The 16,896-nt window shown below is 34.4% G+C and carries 18 protein-coding genes; 2 read left to right on the top strand and 16 right to left on the bottom strand.

The annotated features are described in order from the left end of the window. Positions 1–7 precede the first annotated feature (7 nt). The 16 genes from deoC to leuS all read right to left on the bottom strand — a co-directional run bounded on the left by deoC (position 8) and on the right by leuS (position 14,786). Entirely contained in the window at positions 8–733 is a 726-nt protein-coding gene (gene deoC / locus AS161_RS02090; RefSeq protein ID WP_011994655.1) for a deoxyribose-phosphate aldolase, read from the bottom strand. A 45-nt stretch (positions 734–778) separates the two neighbouring features. Then, the gene (gene smpB / locus AS161_RS02095) at positions 779–1,228 is read right to left on the bottom strand and encodes an SsrA-binding protein SmpB (RefSeq protein WP_011994656.1); all 450 of its coding nucleotides are present in this window, start codon (positions 1,226–1,228) and stop codon (positions 779–781) included. Then, positions 1,225–1,617, bottom strand: coding sequence for a YraN family protein (locus AS161_RS02100; protein WP_238374582.1), 393 nt, complete (start codon positions 1,615–1,617; stop codon positions 1,225–1,227). The genes smpB and AS161_RS02100 overlap by 4 nt, the downstream gene beginning before the upstream one ends. Before the next feature lies 1 nt (position 1,618). After that, complete coding sequence (gatC, locus tag AS161_RS02105) at positions 1,619–1,906, bottom strand: Asp-tRNA(Asn)/Glu-tRNA(Gln) amidotransferase subunit GatC (RefSeq protein ID WP_011994658.1); 288 nt, start codon at positions 1,904–1,906, stop codon at positions 1,619–1,621. Further along, positions 1,887–2,138 (bottom strand): carbon storage regulator CsrA, encoded by a 252-nt coding sequence (gene csrA, locus AS161_RS02110; RefSeq protein WP_011994659.1) that lies wholly within the window; start codon positions 2,136–2,138, stop codon positions 1,887–1,889. The genes gatC and csrA overlap by 20 nt, the downstream gene beginning before the upstream one ends. Before the next feature lie 21 nt (positions 2,139–2,159). Next, complete coding sequence (gene fliW / locus AS161_RS02115; RefSeq protein WP_164541630.1) at positions 2,160–2,600, bottom strand: flagellar assembly protein FliW; 441 nt, start codon at positions 2,598–2,600, stop codon at positions 2,160–2,162. A gap of 55 nt (positions 2,601–2,655) precedes the next feature. After that, a complete protein-coding gene (locus AS161_RS02120; protein WP_011994661.1) occupies positions 2,656–3,408 on the bottom strand; it encodes an alpha/beta hydrolase in 753 nt (250 codons plus the stop codon). 38 nt (positions 3,409–3,446) lie between these two features. Then, positions 3,447–3,899, bottom strand: a complete 453-nt coding sequence (locus AS161_RS02125) for a SoxR reducing system RseC family protein (RefSeq protein ID WP_164541631.1) — start codon at positions 3,897–3,899, stop codon at positions 3,447–3,449. 20 nt (positions 3,900–3,919) lie between these two features. Next, positions 3,920–5,491, bottom strand: a complete 1,572-nt coding sequence (locus tag AS161_RS02130; protein ID WP_206518747.1) for a DAK2 domain-containing protein — start codon at positions 5,489–5,491, stop codon at positions 3,920–3,922. Positions 5,492–5,560: 69 nt separating this feature from the next. Continuing rightward, positions 5,561–5,890, bottom strand: coding sequence for an Asp23/Gls24 family envelope stress response protein (locus AS161_RS02135; protein WP_011994664.1), 330 nt, complete (start codon positions 5,888–5,890; stop codon positions 5,561–5,563). After that, positions 5,887–7,782 (bottom strand): 1-deoxy-D-xylulose-5-phosphate synthase, encoded by a 1,896-nt coding sequence (gene dxs, locus AS161_RS02140; protein WP_164541632.1) that lies wholly within the window; start codon positions 7,780–7,782, stop codon positions 5,887–5,889. Before dxs ends, AS161_RS02135 begins: the two co-directional genes overlap by 4 nt. 45 nt (positions 7,783–7,827) lie before the next feature. Beyond that, positions 7,828–9,108, bottom strand: a complete 1,281-nt coding sequence (gene serS, locus AS161_RS02145) for a serine--tRNA ligase (RefSeq protein ID WP_011994666.1) — start codon at positions 9,106–9,108, stop codon at positions 7,828–7,830. Next, on the bottom strand, positions 9,108–10,160 hold the full coding sequence (gene mtnA, locus AS161_RS02150; RefSeq protein ID WP_164541633.1) for an S-methyl-5-thioribose-1-phosphate isomerase: 1,053 nt from the start codon (positions 10,158–10,160) through the stop codon (positions 9,108–9,110). Before mtnA ends, serS begins: the two co-directional genes overlap by 1 nt. A gap of 31 nt (positions 10,161–10,191) precedes the next feature. Beyond that, complete coding sequence (locus AS161_RS02155; protein WP_241241313.1) at positions 10,192–11,235, bottom strand: potassium channel protein; 1,044 nt, start codon at positions 11,233–11,235, stop codon at positions 10,192–10,194. A 60-nt stretch (positions 11,236–11,295) separates the two neighbouring features. Further along, complete coding sequence (locus tag AS161_RS02160; RefSeq protein WP_164541634.1) at positions 11,296–12,282, bottom strand: peptidylprolyl isomerase; 987 nt, start codon at positions 12,280–12,282, stop codon at positions 11,296–11,298. Between the two features lie 44 nt (positions 12,283–12,326). Beyond that, positions 12,327–14,786 (bottom strand): leucine--tRNA ligase, encoded by a 2,460-nt coding sequence (gene leuS / locus AS161_RS02165; RefSeq protein ID WP_164541635.1) that lies wholly within the window; start codon positions 14,784–14,786, stop codon positions 12,327–12,329. 378 nt (positions 14,787–15,164) lie between these two features. Here leuS and mgtE point away from each other — a divergent pair, with 378 nt between their 5' ends. Both mgtE and AS161_RS02175 read left to right on the top strand, forming a co-directional pair. Continuing rightward, on the top strand, positions 15,165–16,508 hold the full coding sequence (gene mgtE, locus AS161_RS02170; RefSeq protein WP_164541636.1) for a magnesium transporter: 1,344 nt from the start codon (positions 15,165–15,167) through the stop codon (positions 16,506–16,508). A gap of 35 nt (positions 16,509–16,543) precedes the next feature. Next, the gene (locus AS161_RS02175) at positions 16,544–16,894 is read left to right on the top strand and encodes a hypothetical protein (RefSeq protein WP_164541637.1); all 351 of its coding nucleotides are present in this window, start codon (positions 16,544–16,546) and stop codon (positions 16,892–16,894) included. The last annotated feature ends 2 nt before the right edge of the window (positions 16,895–16,896 follow it).

Below are 16,896 nucleotides of genomic sequence, written 5' to 3' on the forward strand. Positions count from 1 at the left end.
ACAACATTTAGCGTTTTACTATGTTAGTACCAGAGCTTGTACCAACTCTTGTTGCGCCGGCTTTTATCATATTTATGGCATCTTCGTATGTTCTAATTCCACCAGATGCTTTTACTTCAATCTCGCCATCTACTGCCCAATACATTAATTGTACATCTTCAACTTTTGCTCCAGCTGTTCCGAAGCCAGTCGATGTTTTTACAAATTTCGCGCCAGCAAGTTTTGAAAGTACGCAGGCCGCAACCTTTTCTTCGTCTGTCAAATAGCATGTTTCTATTATTACTTTTACAGGTACTTTTGCGGCATCGACAACAGCTTTGATATCGTTGTAGACATATTCATAATCCTTTTCTTTTAGTTTGCCAATGTGTATCACCATGTCAACTTCTTGTGCACCATTCTCGACTACCCATTTTGTTTCAGAGACTTTTGAAGCGGTACTTGTGGTTCCAAGCGGGAAACCAACTACTGTAACTGTTAAAACGCCACTGCCTTTTAGAATATCAGAAGCAAGAGGGACAAAAGATGGATTAACACAAACTCCTTTGAATTTGTATTCAAGTGCTTCATTGCAAAATTGCCTTATATCATCAGATGTGGCAGTTGGTTTCAAATTTGTATGGTCTATATATCGATTTATGTTTAGATTATCTAAATCAATACTCAATGTTTTTGGCTGATAATCTTTCAGAAATTTTTCTATCTTTTCTTCTACAAATTTAACAATATCCATAATTCTCATTCTCCCTTCACTTTTTTATTTCCTAACTTTATATCTTCATCTGTTATATTTTAGATATTCCTTAATCCTTTTTTGTGTTTCTTTTTTCTTTATTTCTTCTCTCTTATCATAGCTTTTCTTGCCTTTTGCGATTGCTATTTCGACTTTTACTTTTCCCTGATTGTTGAAGTATATTTTTGTTGGTATGACAGTATAGCCTTCCAGTTTTAACTTGCTCCAAATGCGATCTATTTCCTTTTTATGTAAAAGTAATTTTCGTGGTCTTTCTGGATCGTGATTGTAAATGTTACCGTGTTGGTATGGCGGAATATGAAGATTTAACAACCAAATCTCTCCTTCTTTAACTCTGCAAAAAGAATCTTTGAAGCTAGCACCGTGTTCGCGCAGTGATTTGACTTCTGTTCCAACAAGCACGATTCCAGCCTCATATGTTTCATCGATTATATAATCAGTATAAGCCTTTTTATTCGTAGCTATTATCCTCAAGTGAAATCCCACCCTACATTTTCATAATGCTTTATATTTCCATTAATTATTTCAATTACGTCTATTTGTGAAATTTTGTAATTTTTATTTTTGAGATAAAATTCAAGATAAAACTCAGCGCTCTTAACTATCTTTAAATATTTTTTATCGTCCACTCTTTCAGATGGTTGTATTCTTATTCCTTTTCCCGATTTGACTTCTACAAAAATAATAATGTCTTTTTTATTGGCAATTATATCGATTTCTCCGTAAGGAGTTTTAAAATTTTTTTCAAGGATCTTATATCCTTTTTCTTTTAAATATTTTACGGCTAATTCTTCTGCGATTTGCCACTCTTTCTTATTCCAGCTTTCTGAATTATTGCTTGATTTTTTAATGTGTTTAAACATATTAACCATATATTCCCGGGACTTTTATAAGTCTATCGACTTTTTCAGGGAAATTTTCGATGATTTCATTTATATTTTCATTTGTTGTTGGATTTGCTATTCTTGGTTCAAAAGGTTCTTCAATTGGAGTGTACATAGGTTCGATATTTTCGGTGTTAACTTCTGAAAGTATCTCAAAGTAGTCAATGATTTTTTGCAAGTCTTTTTTTAATTTTTCCGTATCTGAAACTGTTAATCTTGAAAGCTTTGATAGATGATCGATAAGTTTATCATCTATTTTTATTGACATTTTTAAGTACCTCCTTTAGATGTTTCAAATCATCAGGACTATTTACTATTTCACTAATAGTTTTTTTATTTTGCTCAGCAACTGTTTGATAAATCTCTTGCCGGTATATTTTTACATTTGTTGGTGCTATTATTCCTATTTTTACAGTTCCGCTTTCTATTTTTAAAACTTTTACTTCGATATTATCACCTATAATTATACTTTCTCCAATTTTCCTAGAAAGAACCAACATATAACCACCACTTTTCAAAAATTATTTCAATTCATCATTATTGGTATTAGGGGAAATTATTGGATATTTCAAGTCGTAATTTTCTAGTATTATTTGCATGCCAAGGCCTGATTTAAGATTAATAATTATCGGTGCTCTTAAGTTAACTGTAGCTTCTTGAGGTTTGCCAAATGGTATCGTAACAACACTCCAAATAACTATATCACTAGGATCTTCTACACTAAGTATTTTAAGTTCGTCTTCCGAAAGTTCTATTTCATAATCCTCTTTGATTAGCCATGGATCAATGATTGGTAAAGCGATAGTTTCATCTTCTAAGCTTACCAACCAAAATATTGGTTTAGTTTCTTCAAGTGATATGACAGCAAATTTTTTAAGACTTTCAAATCCTGGAATACCGTTAGGGAATGTTATGATTTCATTATCTTCTAATTCAAATTCTCCTAATCGTGTTTTGTACATGTGGACCACTCTCCTAAATTATAAAAAATTATAATATAGTGCTTGATATCAGTGTTTATTGTTTTATAATTTCAACAATTTTTTGATGGAAGTTTTCACCATAATCTGGGTCTTCGAAGAGTTCGTGATACCCTCCTTCAAATTCTTCTATATACTTGTTAGTTTTTAATTCTTCGTAAAATCTTTTCGCACCTTCTGGAGGTGTAACTTTATCCTCTGTGCCTATTAGTATGCTTGTCGGGCATACTATTCTTTCAGCTTGTTGATGAGCTAATTCAACATTTTTTAACATGCTCTTACCAAGTTTGATAGAGATTCTATCGTGAACAAATGGATCGGATATATATTTTTGAACAGCTTCTTTGTTTCGTGAGAGTAAATTTGGATCTATTCCGTTGCTAACCGTCAAAGAAGGCATAATTATGGAAAAAATGTTTACCATTACTTTTTGTGAAGTTTTTGGTTTAAGATATAATGCTGGCGAAGAAACAATTAATTTGCTTACTTTTTGAGGTCTCGTCTCAGTGTAGCGAATGCTTATTAACCCTCCGAGACTATGGCCAAATAGTATGAAGGTATTTATATCTTTTGTAAGTTCGTCTATTAAATTTAATATTTCTTCTATTGAAGTATGACCACGTTTTCCGGAACTTTTACCGTGACCTGGCAAATCAAAACCAACAACACCGTAACCTTCTTTCGTAACTATATTAATCAATTTTTCGTACCGACCTATATGCTCGCCCAAACCATGTACAATGACCACCCAACCATTAATTGGTTCTCCCCTTCTGAATGTGTAAATCAAAATACTCCCCCCTAAGAATATTTACTCAAGAAGATTTACTATAAATTTTCATCTTTTTCGTTTTGGAATAATTGTGTTCCAACAGATCTTTTTACATCTGTTATCTCTATTTTGTATTTCTTATCGAACAATCTTGTTAGTAAGAATCCTGCACCAGCAAAACCTATTCCTACAGCAAATGATATAATATCGCTGAATTTCATTAAATAGCTAAATAAAACGCCGATTATAAAACCAAGTAGCGGAATTCCATAAACTATTAACGAAAGCACAGCTTCGTTGTACTTTAAATCAACAACAACAATATCTCCTGGTAATATTGGTAAAAGTTCTGATTTTATGGATTTTTTCTGAATTTTTATATCTTTTTCGTTTCCTTTTACTGAGCATGTTCCTGAGAGTGCACAAGCGGAACAAGTTACTTCGTTTACCATTAAAGTTAAATATACATACCTATCATCAACATTTCTTACTTGCATTAATTCTTTCATTCTTGTTCTCCTTTCAAAAATCATTCAACCATCATTAAAAATGGGTAATGTGGTTGACCACCATCAAGAAATTCAATTTGGATATTCGGATATTTTTTCTTTGTGTATTTTTCAACGATACTCTGTTCTATTGGGGTGGCATCTGAGCCTATAAATACAGTGAGTATTTCTCGTTCCTGTAAATTACACTTTTGGTATATCTTATCAAGGACATTCACCAAGTTTCTGTGATGTGCTACAAGCTCTTTTCCAATAAATCCAAGATATTCGTTTTTCTTTATTTTTTCTCCGGCATATTTTGAATCTCTAACCGCTATGGTTATTGAAATCGCTATAGTTTTCGCTATACTTTCACTTATGCTTTTGACTATATCTTCAATCTCTTCGCCTGTTCTATAAATCATTGCCATTATATTTTCCTGTACATTTCTTGATTTGATTACATAAACCTTTATACCTTCACTTTCAGCAACTTTGGAAGCTTGTTCTGCAGCAAGTATGATATTAGCATTGTTTGGGAATACTATTACGTTTTCTGCGTTGACTCTCCTAATTCCATTCAATATATCCGCCATGCTGGGATTCATTGATTGCCCACCGGATATGATTTCATCTACTCCCAAGTCTTTGAGTACTTTTGATAACCCATTACCCGGTGAAACTGAGACGAAACCGATTTTTTTCCTTTCTTTTTTTGTATATTCTCCTACCACATGTTCGTGTTGCATCTTCATATTGTCTATTTTAACTTTTACAAGGTCACCGTACTCAAGGAACTTTTCAATTACACTACCTGGATTATTTGTGTGAACATGCAATTTTATTATGTCATCTTGCACAAAAAATACCACAGAATCCCCGATTTCGTTTAAATATGATTCCATTTTTTGCTTATCGTCTTCGTTTATTTTTTTCCTAGATTGCAATATAAGCTCTGTACAATATTGGAACTTAAGTTCTTCAAGAGCTATTGATATTTCATCAGCTGGCCTCGTTTCTACTCCCTCAAGGTTTATTTTTTTATCACCAAGAATATACATTTTAAACCCTTGAATAATATAGTAAAGTCCCTTAGCTCCTGCATCAACAACATTTGCTTCTCTTAACTTTGGAAGCAGAGAAGGTGTCTTTTTAACTGCATCGAATGATATTTCTTCCATTTTTTCAAAAAGCTCTTCAAAACTTTCAAGTGTTGATAATTCCTTCGAATGCTCATCTAAAATTCTGACAACTGTGAGAATAGTCCCTTCCACTGGTCTCAAAACAGCTTTATACGCAATTTCTTTAGCGCCTTTTATGCCTTTGACGAAATCTGAAACTGTTAATTTGTTTTTTTTATCTAAAGTCTCACAAAAACCTCTAAATATTTGAGAGAGTATAACACCTGAATTTCCCCTTGCTCCCATCAAGGTGCCCTTTTTTATGGCATCAAGTACGTTTTTTAACTTTGTGTCAGTTATGTTTTCAAGATACTTACATGCCTCAAGCATTGTTGAGCTCATGTTTGAGCCTGTATCACCATCTGGCACAGGAAATACATTAAGTGCGTTAATTTCATCCCTATGAGACAACAAATTTTCGGCACCTTTCATAAAGATGCCTTTCATTTCTGCACCATTTATTACTGTCGTCAAATTACCACCTCATTTCGCTTACCGTTATTACTTCACACCTATGATGTGAACGTTGACGTCTACGTTCTCACAATTCGCTAAATATTGCAGTTTGTGCCTTACGTTTTCTTCGATGTTTCTTCCTACCTCTGTTACCTTTGTGCCGTATTCTACCTCGACAAAAATATCAATATTTATGTGGCCGTATTCATCTTCTTCGACTTTTATCTTTCCTTCTTCAGAAGAAAACCATTTCGAGAACCAATTATCTGAACCTATACTTATAGGTCCGTAAGTTTCCATAACTGCTAAGTATGTCAATTTTCTTAGCGCATTAACTGTTATTTCAACTTCACCGTATTCTGTTTGAAATTTCATAGTCTTTTCACTCCTTTCAAATCGAATTTTTCTACGTATTTTTCAACATATTTTTTAATGCTTTCACTATCTAGTCCAACTAACTTGATGAGTTCATAGCGGGTACCATGAGTTATAAATTCGTCTTTAATGCCTATATTTTTAATCTTTACATTGGTAATTTCATCAGAAAGATTTTCGTTGATATAACTTAGAACACTTTCTCCAAAGCCACCATTAATCATACCTTCTTCAATTGTGAAGATAAAACTATGATTTGAAATTATTTCTTTTAATGACTCTTCATCCAGGGGTTTCACACTTCTAACACCAACTAATGTCCAATTTTTTTCTTTACACATCTCTATATACTCTTTTGTGAGTGTTCCAACACTTAACAGTGCTATATCTTTTCCAATGTTAATATATTTCCATTTAAATGGACTTTCATATTCTATTTTACCATAAATTTCGTCTAAATTTCCAAATTCTACATCGCGTGGGTACCTTATTGCGATGGGACCATTGTATTTATTGCGTTGTTTGATTACTATGTACAACATATTAGCCAAATCTTTTGCATCAATCGGAGTTAATATTTTCATATTTGGGATTGATTTTAAATAACATATATCAAAAACACCGTGGTGAGTTGGTCCATCTGTTCCAACAAGTCCTGCTCTGTCTATTGCGAATAAAACATTTAAATTTTGAAGAGCTATGTCGTGAATTATTTGGTCGTACGCTCTTTGCAAAAATGTCGAATATATAGCAACAACGGGTTTATACCCAATTGTTGATAGACCGCCAGCGTATGTAACAACTGACTGTTCGGTTATTCCAAGGTCTACAAACCTGTCTGGAAATTCTTTTGAAAATGGTGTTAAACCTGTGCCATCAGGCATCGCGGCTGTAAGTGCAACCACCTTGTCGTCTTCTTCAGCTATCTTAACCAATGTTTTTCCAAAAACCTCACTATATGAGTATGAATTCTCTGGTTTTTCAAAGTATCCAGTATCGGGATCAAATTTTTCCACACCATGGTATTTTGTTGGATTAGCTTCTGAGTAATGGTAACCTTTCCCTTTTGTTGTAAAAACTGTGAGAACTGTTGGATAAGGATATGCTTTTATTTGTTTTAGAGCCTCTTCAAGTGTTCTTATATCATGGCCATCTATAGGACCGAAATGTTTAAGGCCTATTGATTCGAAGAAGTCTTCACCAACTAATGCTACTTTTAGCGCTTCTTTTATCTTTTTTAATTCAAATTCGACTCCTTCATTCATACCTTTTTTTATTCTTTCTTTTAATGTTATATATAACTTGCTGGTTCTTAGTGACTCAAGAAGTATAGATAAGCCGCCGACGTTCTTTGCTATACTCATACCATTTGAATTTAATATTATTTTTATTTTCGAATTTTGACTCTTTACTTGATTTAAAGCTTCAAGAGCTTGTCCACTTGTAAGTGCCCCGTCACCAATTACAACAACAACATTGGCTTCTTTTTTCGATAAATTAAGTGCTTTTTCGATTCCTAATGCAGCTGCTATAGAAGTACCAACATGCCCAGCGCCGAATCTATCAACTGAATCTTCGAATATATTAGTAAATCCGGAGATACCTCCGAATTTCCTTAATGTTTTGAATTCTTCCCAACGACCAGTTAACAGTTTATGAGTATATGCTTGATGACCTGTATCCCAAATTATATAGTCTTCAAATGGATCAAAGACACGGTAAAGAGCAATTGTTAACTCCACTGTGCCGAGATTACTTGCAAGATGCCCACCGTTTTTTGAGACGACATCTATCATATAATTTCTTATCTTTTCAGAAAATTCATATAGCTCATCGTAATTCATATTTTTTACTTTGTCCAATAATTCTCGTTTCGCTGAGAAATCAAGCATTAATCCACACCTTTCGTATTCTTTTATTTTTGAATTCGCCCACTTTTACTCCATAGGCTTTATTATATCTGTTCCCATATATGGTCTTAGAACTTCCGGTATAGTTATCGTTCCATCTGGATTTTGGTAATTTTCCATTATAGCTACAAGTGTTCTTCCTATTGCTAGTCCTGAACCGTTAAGTGTGTGAACATAGTTTAGTTTTCCATCTTTTGCTCTATATCTTATATTTCCTCTTCTTGCTTGGAAATCAGTAACGTTACTACACGAGGAGATTTCTTTGTAAGAATTATACGATGGCAACCATACCTCGATATCATATGTTTTGGCTGCGGCAAAACCAAGATCACCTGTACATAATGTAACTACTCTGTAAGGTAATCCGAGAAGTTGAAGTATTCTTTCCGCGTCTTGTGTTAGCTGTTCCAAATCTTCAAAAGAACGTTCTGGTGTTGTGTACCAAACAAGTTCAACTTTTTCAAATTGGTGTTGTCTTATCAATCCTCTAACATCTTTACCATAGCTTCCTGCTTCTCTTCTGTAACATGGTGTAAATGCTGTATATTTTTTAGGCAATTTATTTTCCTCAAGAATTTCATCTATATGCAGTGCTGCAAGTGAGACTTCCGCAGTTGGAATTAAGAAAAGGTCGTCTCTCTCACATGTGTAAAGTTCTTCAGAGAACTTTGGAAGTTGACCAGTTGCGGTAATTGTTTCTCTTTTTACAAGATGTGGCACATTGACTTCGATATATCCATTCTTTGTATGTACATCAAGCATAAATTGAGCAATTGCCCTTTCAAGTTTTGCAATTGCTCCAAACATAACTGTGAACCTTGAGCCACTGAGTTTTGAACCTCTATCGAAGTCAAGCATGCCAAGTTCAGGACCAAGGTCCCAATGTGCTTTTGGCTCAAAGTCAAATTTTCTTGGTTCTCCCCAGCGTCTTATTTCAACATTCTCTGTTTCGTCTTTTCCTACAGGTACGCTTTCGTGTGGAGGATTAGGAATGTACAATGCGAGATTGTACATTTTCTCTTCTAATTCCTTTTGTTTACCTTCATATTGTGCTATTTCTTCACCTATTTTTTTACTCTCTGCAATGATTTCTTCCGCTTCTTGGTTTTTACCCTCTGCTTTATACCTTGCGACGAGTTTTGAAAGTTCGTTTCTTTTTGCTTTGAGATTATTGACAATGTTTAGTTGATTTCGCCATTCTTTGTCTAAATTAACTATTTCATCAATTATGTCAGTTGAATAATTTCGTTTCTTGAGAGCTTCGTAAAAATGCTGTGGATCTTTTCTTAAAAGTTTTAAATCTATCATTAAATTCCCTCCTCAAATAATTTTTTAATGTTCTCTTCGTATGGTGGATAAACAACACCTTTTTCTGTTATTATGGCAGTTACCAATTCATGGTCGGTCACATCGAAAGCGGGGTTATAAACGTTTACGTTATTTGGTGCAACTCTCTTCCCACCACAAGTTAAAACTTCTTCATGTGACCGTTCTTCAATTGGAATTTCTTTTCCACTTTTTATTGACATATCAATTGTGCTCAATGGAGCGGCAACGTAAAATGGTATACCATGTCTGTTTGCCAAAACAGCGACCATATATGTTCCTATCTTGTTAGCAACATCACCATTTGCAGCTATTCTATCTGCACCAACTATAACAGCATTTATCTTTCCTTGCTTCATAACCCAACCAGCCATGTTATCGCTAATTAATGTTACATCGAAACCATCTTTCATTAATTCCCAAGCTGTTAGGCGTGCACCTTGGAGATATGGTCTTGTCTCATCCGCGTACACTTTAATCTTTTTACCTTGTTCCTTTGCTGCTCTAAGAACACCAAGCGCTGTACCATAATCGACGGTAGCGAGTGCGCCTGCGTTGCAATGGGTTAATACTGTAAAACCATCTTGGAGTAATTGTGCACCGTTTCTTCCTATTGCTTTATTGACTTCAATGTCTTCTTTTGCGATTTTTAATGCCTCATCTTCTAATACTTTCACGAGTCCTTCGTATTTTCCGTGTTGAATTAATCTTTTCTCCATTCGTTCAAGAGCCCAGAAAAGATTAACTGCCGTTGGCCTTGTTTTTGCAAGTGTTTCTTTTACATTTTTCATCTGCATTACCACTTGTTCGTAATTATGACTTTTTTTAAGTATTTCCTTTGCACCAAGAACATAACCGAAAGCTGCTGTGGCACCTATAGCTGGTGCACCCCTAACAACCATTTCTTTTATTGAAAGGGCGACAGCCCTGTAATCTGCGCAAGTCACATAAACTTCTTCAAATGGCAATCTTCTCTGGTCAATAAGTATTAGACTATCTCCAGTCCATTCCATAGTCATTGTTTTAAGTTTCATGTGTTTGCCCTCCTTATTCTTTGAACTTTGATTATTGTAGAAAATCCTTCCTAAAATTTTCAAGTCCAGAACTTTCACCAAATAATATTATTTTATCTTTTGGATTTATAATATAGTCTTTTGACGGTCCCATTAAAAATTTTTCGTTGTTTATAACACCTACGATAAAAATGTTGTATTTTTCTTTTAACTTTAAATCTTCAATTTTTCCACCGGAAAGTTTTGTGTTCTCGACATCTACAATTTCTACCCTGAAAGTCTTATCTTTTATATTAAGAATGTCAATAACGTTTTCTTTAGGCTTGTTTCCAATCACCGTTTCAACAATTCTAATACTCGCTATTTCTGCTGTGGCTATTGGATAATCAACTCCTGCGTAAATGAACTTTGTTAAATTAGCAAGATTATTTATGTTAGATACGATATAAATTTTATTGTTCAAATTCTTAGCAGTTAACGCAACAAATACGTTTAGCGAATCGTCCGGAAGAGTAGTTATGAGCGCTCGAGCTTCGCGAATTCCTGCTTTTAAAAGAGTTTCTTCGTTTGTGGCATCACCATTTATTAGTATTAGTTTTTCTTTATTACCATGTATTCTTTCAAAAAATGCATTTTCATTTACTGCTTTATCTATAGCTACAACTTTTTCATCGTACCTTAATAGTTGGTTGACGACATGCGTGCCGATATTTCCAACACCAACTACTATGATATGGTTTTTCATCTTTGATACCCTTCTTTCAATTCTTTTCGTTTTAAAAAATTTGTTAAGTTCGCCTTCAACGAGTATGGCTGTTATATAAGATATACTGTACAGAACGAAAGATAAACCTATTAAAATAAGAAATATTGTGAATATCTTGCCAAATGCAGATAATTCCCTTGGTATTCCGTACCCAACTGTTGAAAGTGTTATAGCAGTAAAAAAGATCGACTCTAAGAGTGAGTACTTTTCGAAGAAAAAATAATAGAAAGTCCCTACTAAGAATACAACAAGAATACCAATTATTGAGATCGTTATTCTTCTTAAAAATGTTTTTTCAAAAGTTTTTTCTTGAGAGCTATTAGTATTCATTATTTACACCAAGTCCAATTCGAGTAAATTTATTAAGTTTATAATTGTTGTTTCTAAAAATTACTTAACAATCTGGCTTTTGTATTTGACTTCTATTTTGGATTTTTTCAAGAAATCTTCAAAATCTTTTGCGACTTTATCTTTTACTTCTTCTTGTTTAGTTGAGACAAGTTCCTTCTTAATTTCTTCTTTCACTTCATCTAAAGATTTTTGACTACCTGGTTTTACATCTCTTACCCTTATGATATAGTATTCGTTATTTATTAATTGTGCAGGTAGTATAGTTCCCTTTGGAACGCTTGTGATTATAACCCACAAGTTTTGTGGAATTTTTTCCATATCACCTTGTGTTACTAAGCCATTAACATGTGGACTTAGATTATATTTTTTTGATATTTCTTCAACCGAAATATTTTTTGCTACATCTTGACGTATACTATCAGCCATGGCCTTATCTTTCGTTTTGAAAATAAGCAAGTCGTACTGTGTAGGTACGGTGTATTTTGCCTTGTTTTTTTCGTAATAAGCTTTTATTTCTTCTTCCGAAACCGTTGCAGTTTTCAAATAGTATGTATACACATTTGCTAGAGATAATGAGTAAGTTCGCTGTAAATAAAGTTTTTGCCTAAAATCTTCCAATTGCCCCATTCCAAGCTGAATTAAATAATCGTTTAACTGAGCTTCAGTCATTTTCAGATCGTTCAGCATCTTTTTAATTTCGTTGTCGACATCGTTTTTAACAGTTTGTGGATCAGGCTGAACTTTTAAACTTTCAGCAAATTGTATGAAGGCTATTTTTCTTATCAATGTATCTAGCACCTTAAGTTTGTATTTTTCAATCAAAACAAGACCTTCTTGCGTTGTCATAAGTATTTGATAGAATGTTTCGTTTGAATTTTGAATTTCTAACAGAAGTTTCTGCACATTTGCCTCTCTGTTCCACTCATCCATTGTTATATTACGACCATTTACAATTGCTACAACCTCTTGCTGAGCGAAAGCAAAAAGACTTATCAATAAAACTAGAAAAACAGATACTTTTTTCACATTAAGCCCCCCTTTACACTTTTGATTAAATATTTATCAGTCTTTTATTTGATTACTATGTTAACCAATTTTCCTTTGACATATATGGTATTAACTATAGTCTTTCCTTCGAGTAATTTACCAGCATTTTCAACAGCTCTGTTTTTGATTTCTTCTTCAGAAGCATCCGCTGGAACTGTAATTTTACCTCTAACTTTACCATTTACTTGAATAACGATAGTTAATTCATCTTCCTTTAGGGCTTCTGGATCGTACTCAGGCCATTTTTCTTCGACAATAAGTGTTTCTTTGCCAAGGTCATGCCACATTTCCTCTGCCATATGTGGCGCAAATGGTGATAATATCAAAACAACCTTTTCTGCAATTTCTCTTAAAAGTTTTTTATTAGGTGACTTTGTGTTTTCAAGGTAATCTGAAAGTTGGTTGTTGAATTCCATAAGGCCAGCGATTGCCGTATTAAATTTAAATCCACCTTCGATGTCTTCTTTTATTTTCTTTATCATTGCGTGTAATTTTCTTCTAAGGTTTTTCTCTTCTTTTCCAAATTCATTTTCATTTTCTGTGTCATTGTTGTTTATTATGTCTAATATTTTGTAGTAATTGTTCCACAACCTCTTTATGAACCTATTTACTCCGTCGATGCCTGCATCATTCCATTCCGCATCCTTTTCAGGTGGTGCCATAAATAGTATGTACATTCTCAGTGTATCTGCACCGTACTTGTTTATCATATCGTCAGGTGACACAACGTTTCCCTTCGATTTGCTCATCTTCCAACCATCTTTGTAAATCATCCCTTGTGTGAAGAGATTTTCAAATGGTTCATCGAATTTCAGGTATCCGAGGTCGTGAAGTACTTTTGTTATGAACCTTGAGTAGAGAAGGTGGAGAACTGCATGTTCAACGCCGCCTATGTATTGGTCAACAGGTAACCAATAGTTCACATCATCTGATTCAAATGGCTTGTCGTCTAATTTTGGGTTGACATATCTGAGGAAATACCAAGAACTATCGACAAATGTATCCATCGTTTCCACTTCTCTATGAGCTGGTCCTCCACATTTTGGACATGTTGTATGTTTGAATTCTTCGCTCAATGTTAATGGTGATTGTCCCGTTGGTAAAAATTCGACATTTTCTGGAAGTCTCACGGGTAAATCTTTTTCTGGGACAGGTACTATACCACATTTTTCACAGTAAACAATGGGAATAGGAGCACCCCAGTATCTTTGTCTTGAGATAAGCCAATCTCTAAGCTTGTATTGAACACTCTTTTTTCCAAAACCTTTCTCTTCAATGTATTTCGTTACTTCTTCAATACCCTTTGAACTTTCAAGTCCATCAAATGGGCCACTATTAATCATTATTCCTTCTTCTTCGTAAGGTCTTTCGTTTATATTCCATTCGCCATCTTTTGGTTTTATGACCTGCTTTATTGGCAAATTATAAGTTTTCGCAAAATCATAGTCCCTTTGGTCGTGTGCTGGGACAGCCATGATAGCACCTGTCCCATATTCGTAAAGTATATAATTTGCGACATAAATTGGTATTTTTTCGTTTGTTAAAGGATTTATCGCGTATCTTCCTAAGAATACGCCTTCTTTTTTGGCCTCAACGCTCGTTCTTTTGAATCTATCTTCAAGAGCTACTTTCGCTAAAAATTCTTCGACTTCCTTCTTTTTATCTTCAGTGACCAACTCCATTACAAGTGGTGATTCTGGGGCAATTGCCATAAATGTGACACCGTAAATCGTATCCGGTCTGGTTGTAAATATTCTTATTTTTCTATCCATTCCATCTACTGGGAAATCAACTTCAGCACCGGTACTTTTACCTATCCAGTTTCTCTGCATTGTTTTAACATGTTCTGGCCATCCCGGTAATCTATCTAAACCTTCCAACAATTTTTCGGCGTAGTCTGTTATTTTGAAATACCATTGTTCAAGATATTTCATTGTAACTGTTGTACCGCATCTTTCACATTTTCCGTCTTTTACCTGTTCGTTCGCAAGAACTGTTTGACAACTTGGACACCAATTTACAGCACCAGGTTTCTTATATGCTAAGCCAGCTTCGTATAATTTTAAGAATACCCACTGGGTCCATTTGTAGTAATCTTCCGTACAGGTTATTACTTCTCTATTCCAATCGTAACTTATTCCTATTTTCTTTATTTGGCCACGAATCACATTGATATTGTCCAACGTCCATTTTTTCGGATGTATTTTGTGAGCAATAGCAGCATTTTCCGCAGGCAATCCAAAAGCATCATAACCAAATGGATGGAGAACATTATACCCTTGCATTCTTTTGTATCTTGCGACTATATCACCGATAACGTAATTTTTTACGTGACCAACATGTAGTGTTCCAGAAGGATATGGAAACATTACAAGCGCATAGTACTTTTTCTTATCCGAGTACTGTGGAGTTTCAAAAACTTTTTTTTCAGACCAAACACCCTGCCACTTGCTTTCTATTTCTTGTGGCTTGTATTCTTTCATGGTATATATCCCTCCGTTTGTAATAGTATTTTTTGTGAAATGGTTTTTAATAAATTATATCACAAGTTTTTTTATATTTGTACTGTGTTTTGTTTTTTGAAGTTTTTAGATAAGATACATTCACACACAAAGTTAAAACTTTATTTAACCAAAACTTCAAGAAACTTTGGGTAACAAGTACCATTATTTTGGTATAATTAATTAAAAGAAGCAATTTGTTTTTTGCTTTTATTTTTTTAGGTTTCTTTTGTCTTAAAAATCAAAACGAGGGCGAAAGGCGGTGAGTAACTGTGGAATATCCGAGTTATTCGTGTAATTCGTCAAATTCTACAACAAAACCACCATAGCAAAAAACTGAAAAGGGGAGGTCTGTTATGAATGAAGGTCAAACTCCAGGTTGATATTAAAAAGCTCATCGAACGTGGTGATTTTCGAACGTTAAAGCTTTTGTTAGAAGACCAAGATCCAAATGTTGTATATGAAATGATCGAAGAACTTGAAACCTCGGAAAAAGCTATTGTCTTCCGCTTGTTACATAAAGATATAGCTGCGGAGGTCTTTTCCAAACTTGAGCCAGATGAACAACTTGAACTTGTACGAATGTTAACAGATGAAGAGATAAAATCTATTATAAGGAACATGGACCCTTCGGATCGTGCTGAACTTTTTGATGAACTTCCTGCCGATGTTGTTACCAAGCTTCTTTCTTTCCTTCCAAAGAGTGAAAGAGAACAGACGATAGAGATATTAAATTATCCTGAAAACTCAGCGGGTCGTTTAATGTCTCCATATTTCGTCTATGTAGTAAGAAACATGACGGTTGAAGAAGCTTTAGCAAAAGTGCGCAAGTTTGGAAAAGACGCTGATACAATATACACGATATTTGTAGTTGAAGAGGATAAGACTTTGATTGGTACACTTAGCTTGGAAGATTTGATATTTGCGGAACCTGATACACTTGTTGATGAGATATTCACTCCAGATCCTCCTTACGTAAAAACTACAACGGACCAAGAAGAAGTCGCGGAATTGATGAAACGATACGATTTGAATGCTATTGCTGTTGTTGATAACGATATGAGACTCGTTGGCGTGGTAATTATAGATGATATCGTAGACATCATCGAAGAAGAGGCGACGGAAGATATTCACAGGATGGCTGGTATGAATGTAACTACAACATCTTACTTTCATACATCGCCGCTTGTTTTTATAAAGAACCGTCTCCCTTGGCTAGTTGGATTATTACTTTTAGAAAGTGTTAATGCATTTATAGTTCACAGATATGAAGATTTTCTTGCAGCAATACCAATAGTCGCGGCGTTTATGACCACAATGGCTGATGCTGGAGGTAATACCGGAGGTCAAAGTAGTACGTTAATAATAAGAAGTATGGCACTTGGTGAAGTTGAGCTCAAAGACTGGTGGAAAGTTTTATTAAGGGAATTGTATGTTGGAGCACTTTTAGGCGTAATTCTTGGTATAACACTCTTTTTAAGGGGATTCATGATTTCAAACAATATCATTGTTAACTTTTCCGCGGCAATTTCTCTTTTCTTAATAATAGTTTTTGCAAATGTGGTTGGAGCTATGTTACCTTTCTTTGGGAAACTTTTACATATTGACCCAGCTTTGATGTCTGGACCACTTATAACAACTATTGCGGACCTTGGCGGAATAATGATTTACTTTGCTATAGCACATTCTATGTTAAAGATGTAATTTGAATTTTTTGAGCTTTTTCAAGGGGGGATTATATGGAGCGTGAAGAGATCGAAAGGAAGCTGTTAGAGACTATTGATAAGATAGAATCTCATGTTGAAAGGTATGAAAAAGATTTAGAAGAACTTAATGTAAAAATAAATAGACTTACAGATGATTTAGACGATACTTGGTCAGCGTTTAGAAACGCTTTTATAACTATAGTTACCATGTTTATAATAATGACGATTACTTGGTTTTTCCCATTTCAAGTGGGAGCTTACGGTTATCTTTCAGTAGATGATGTTAGGAGAAAGTTAATAGCACTGAGCGTTGAAGCTTTAGTTTTTGGAGTAATTATGCTTTTGATGCTTGGGACGGTTTTAACGAGGAGGTTTAGAAGATAATA

Source organism: Fervidobacterium sp. 2310opik-2 (assembly GCF_011057735.1).
GTDB classification, from domain to species: Bacteria; Thermotogota; Thermotogae; order Thermotogales; family Fervidobacteriaceae; genus Fervidobacterium; species Fervidobacterium nodosum.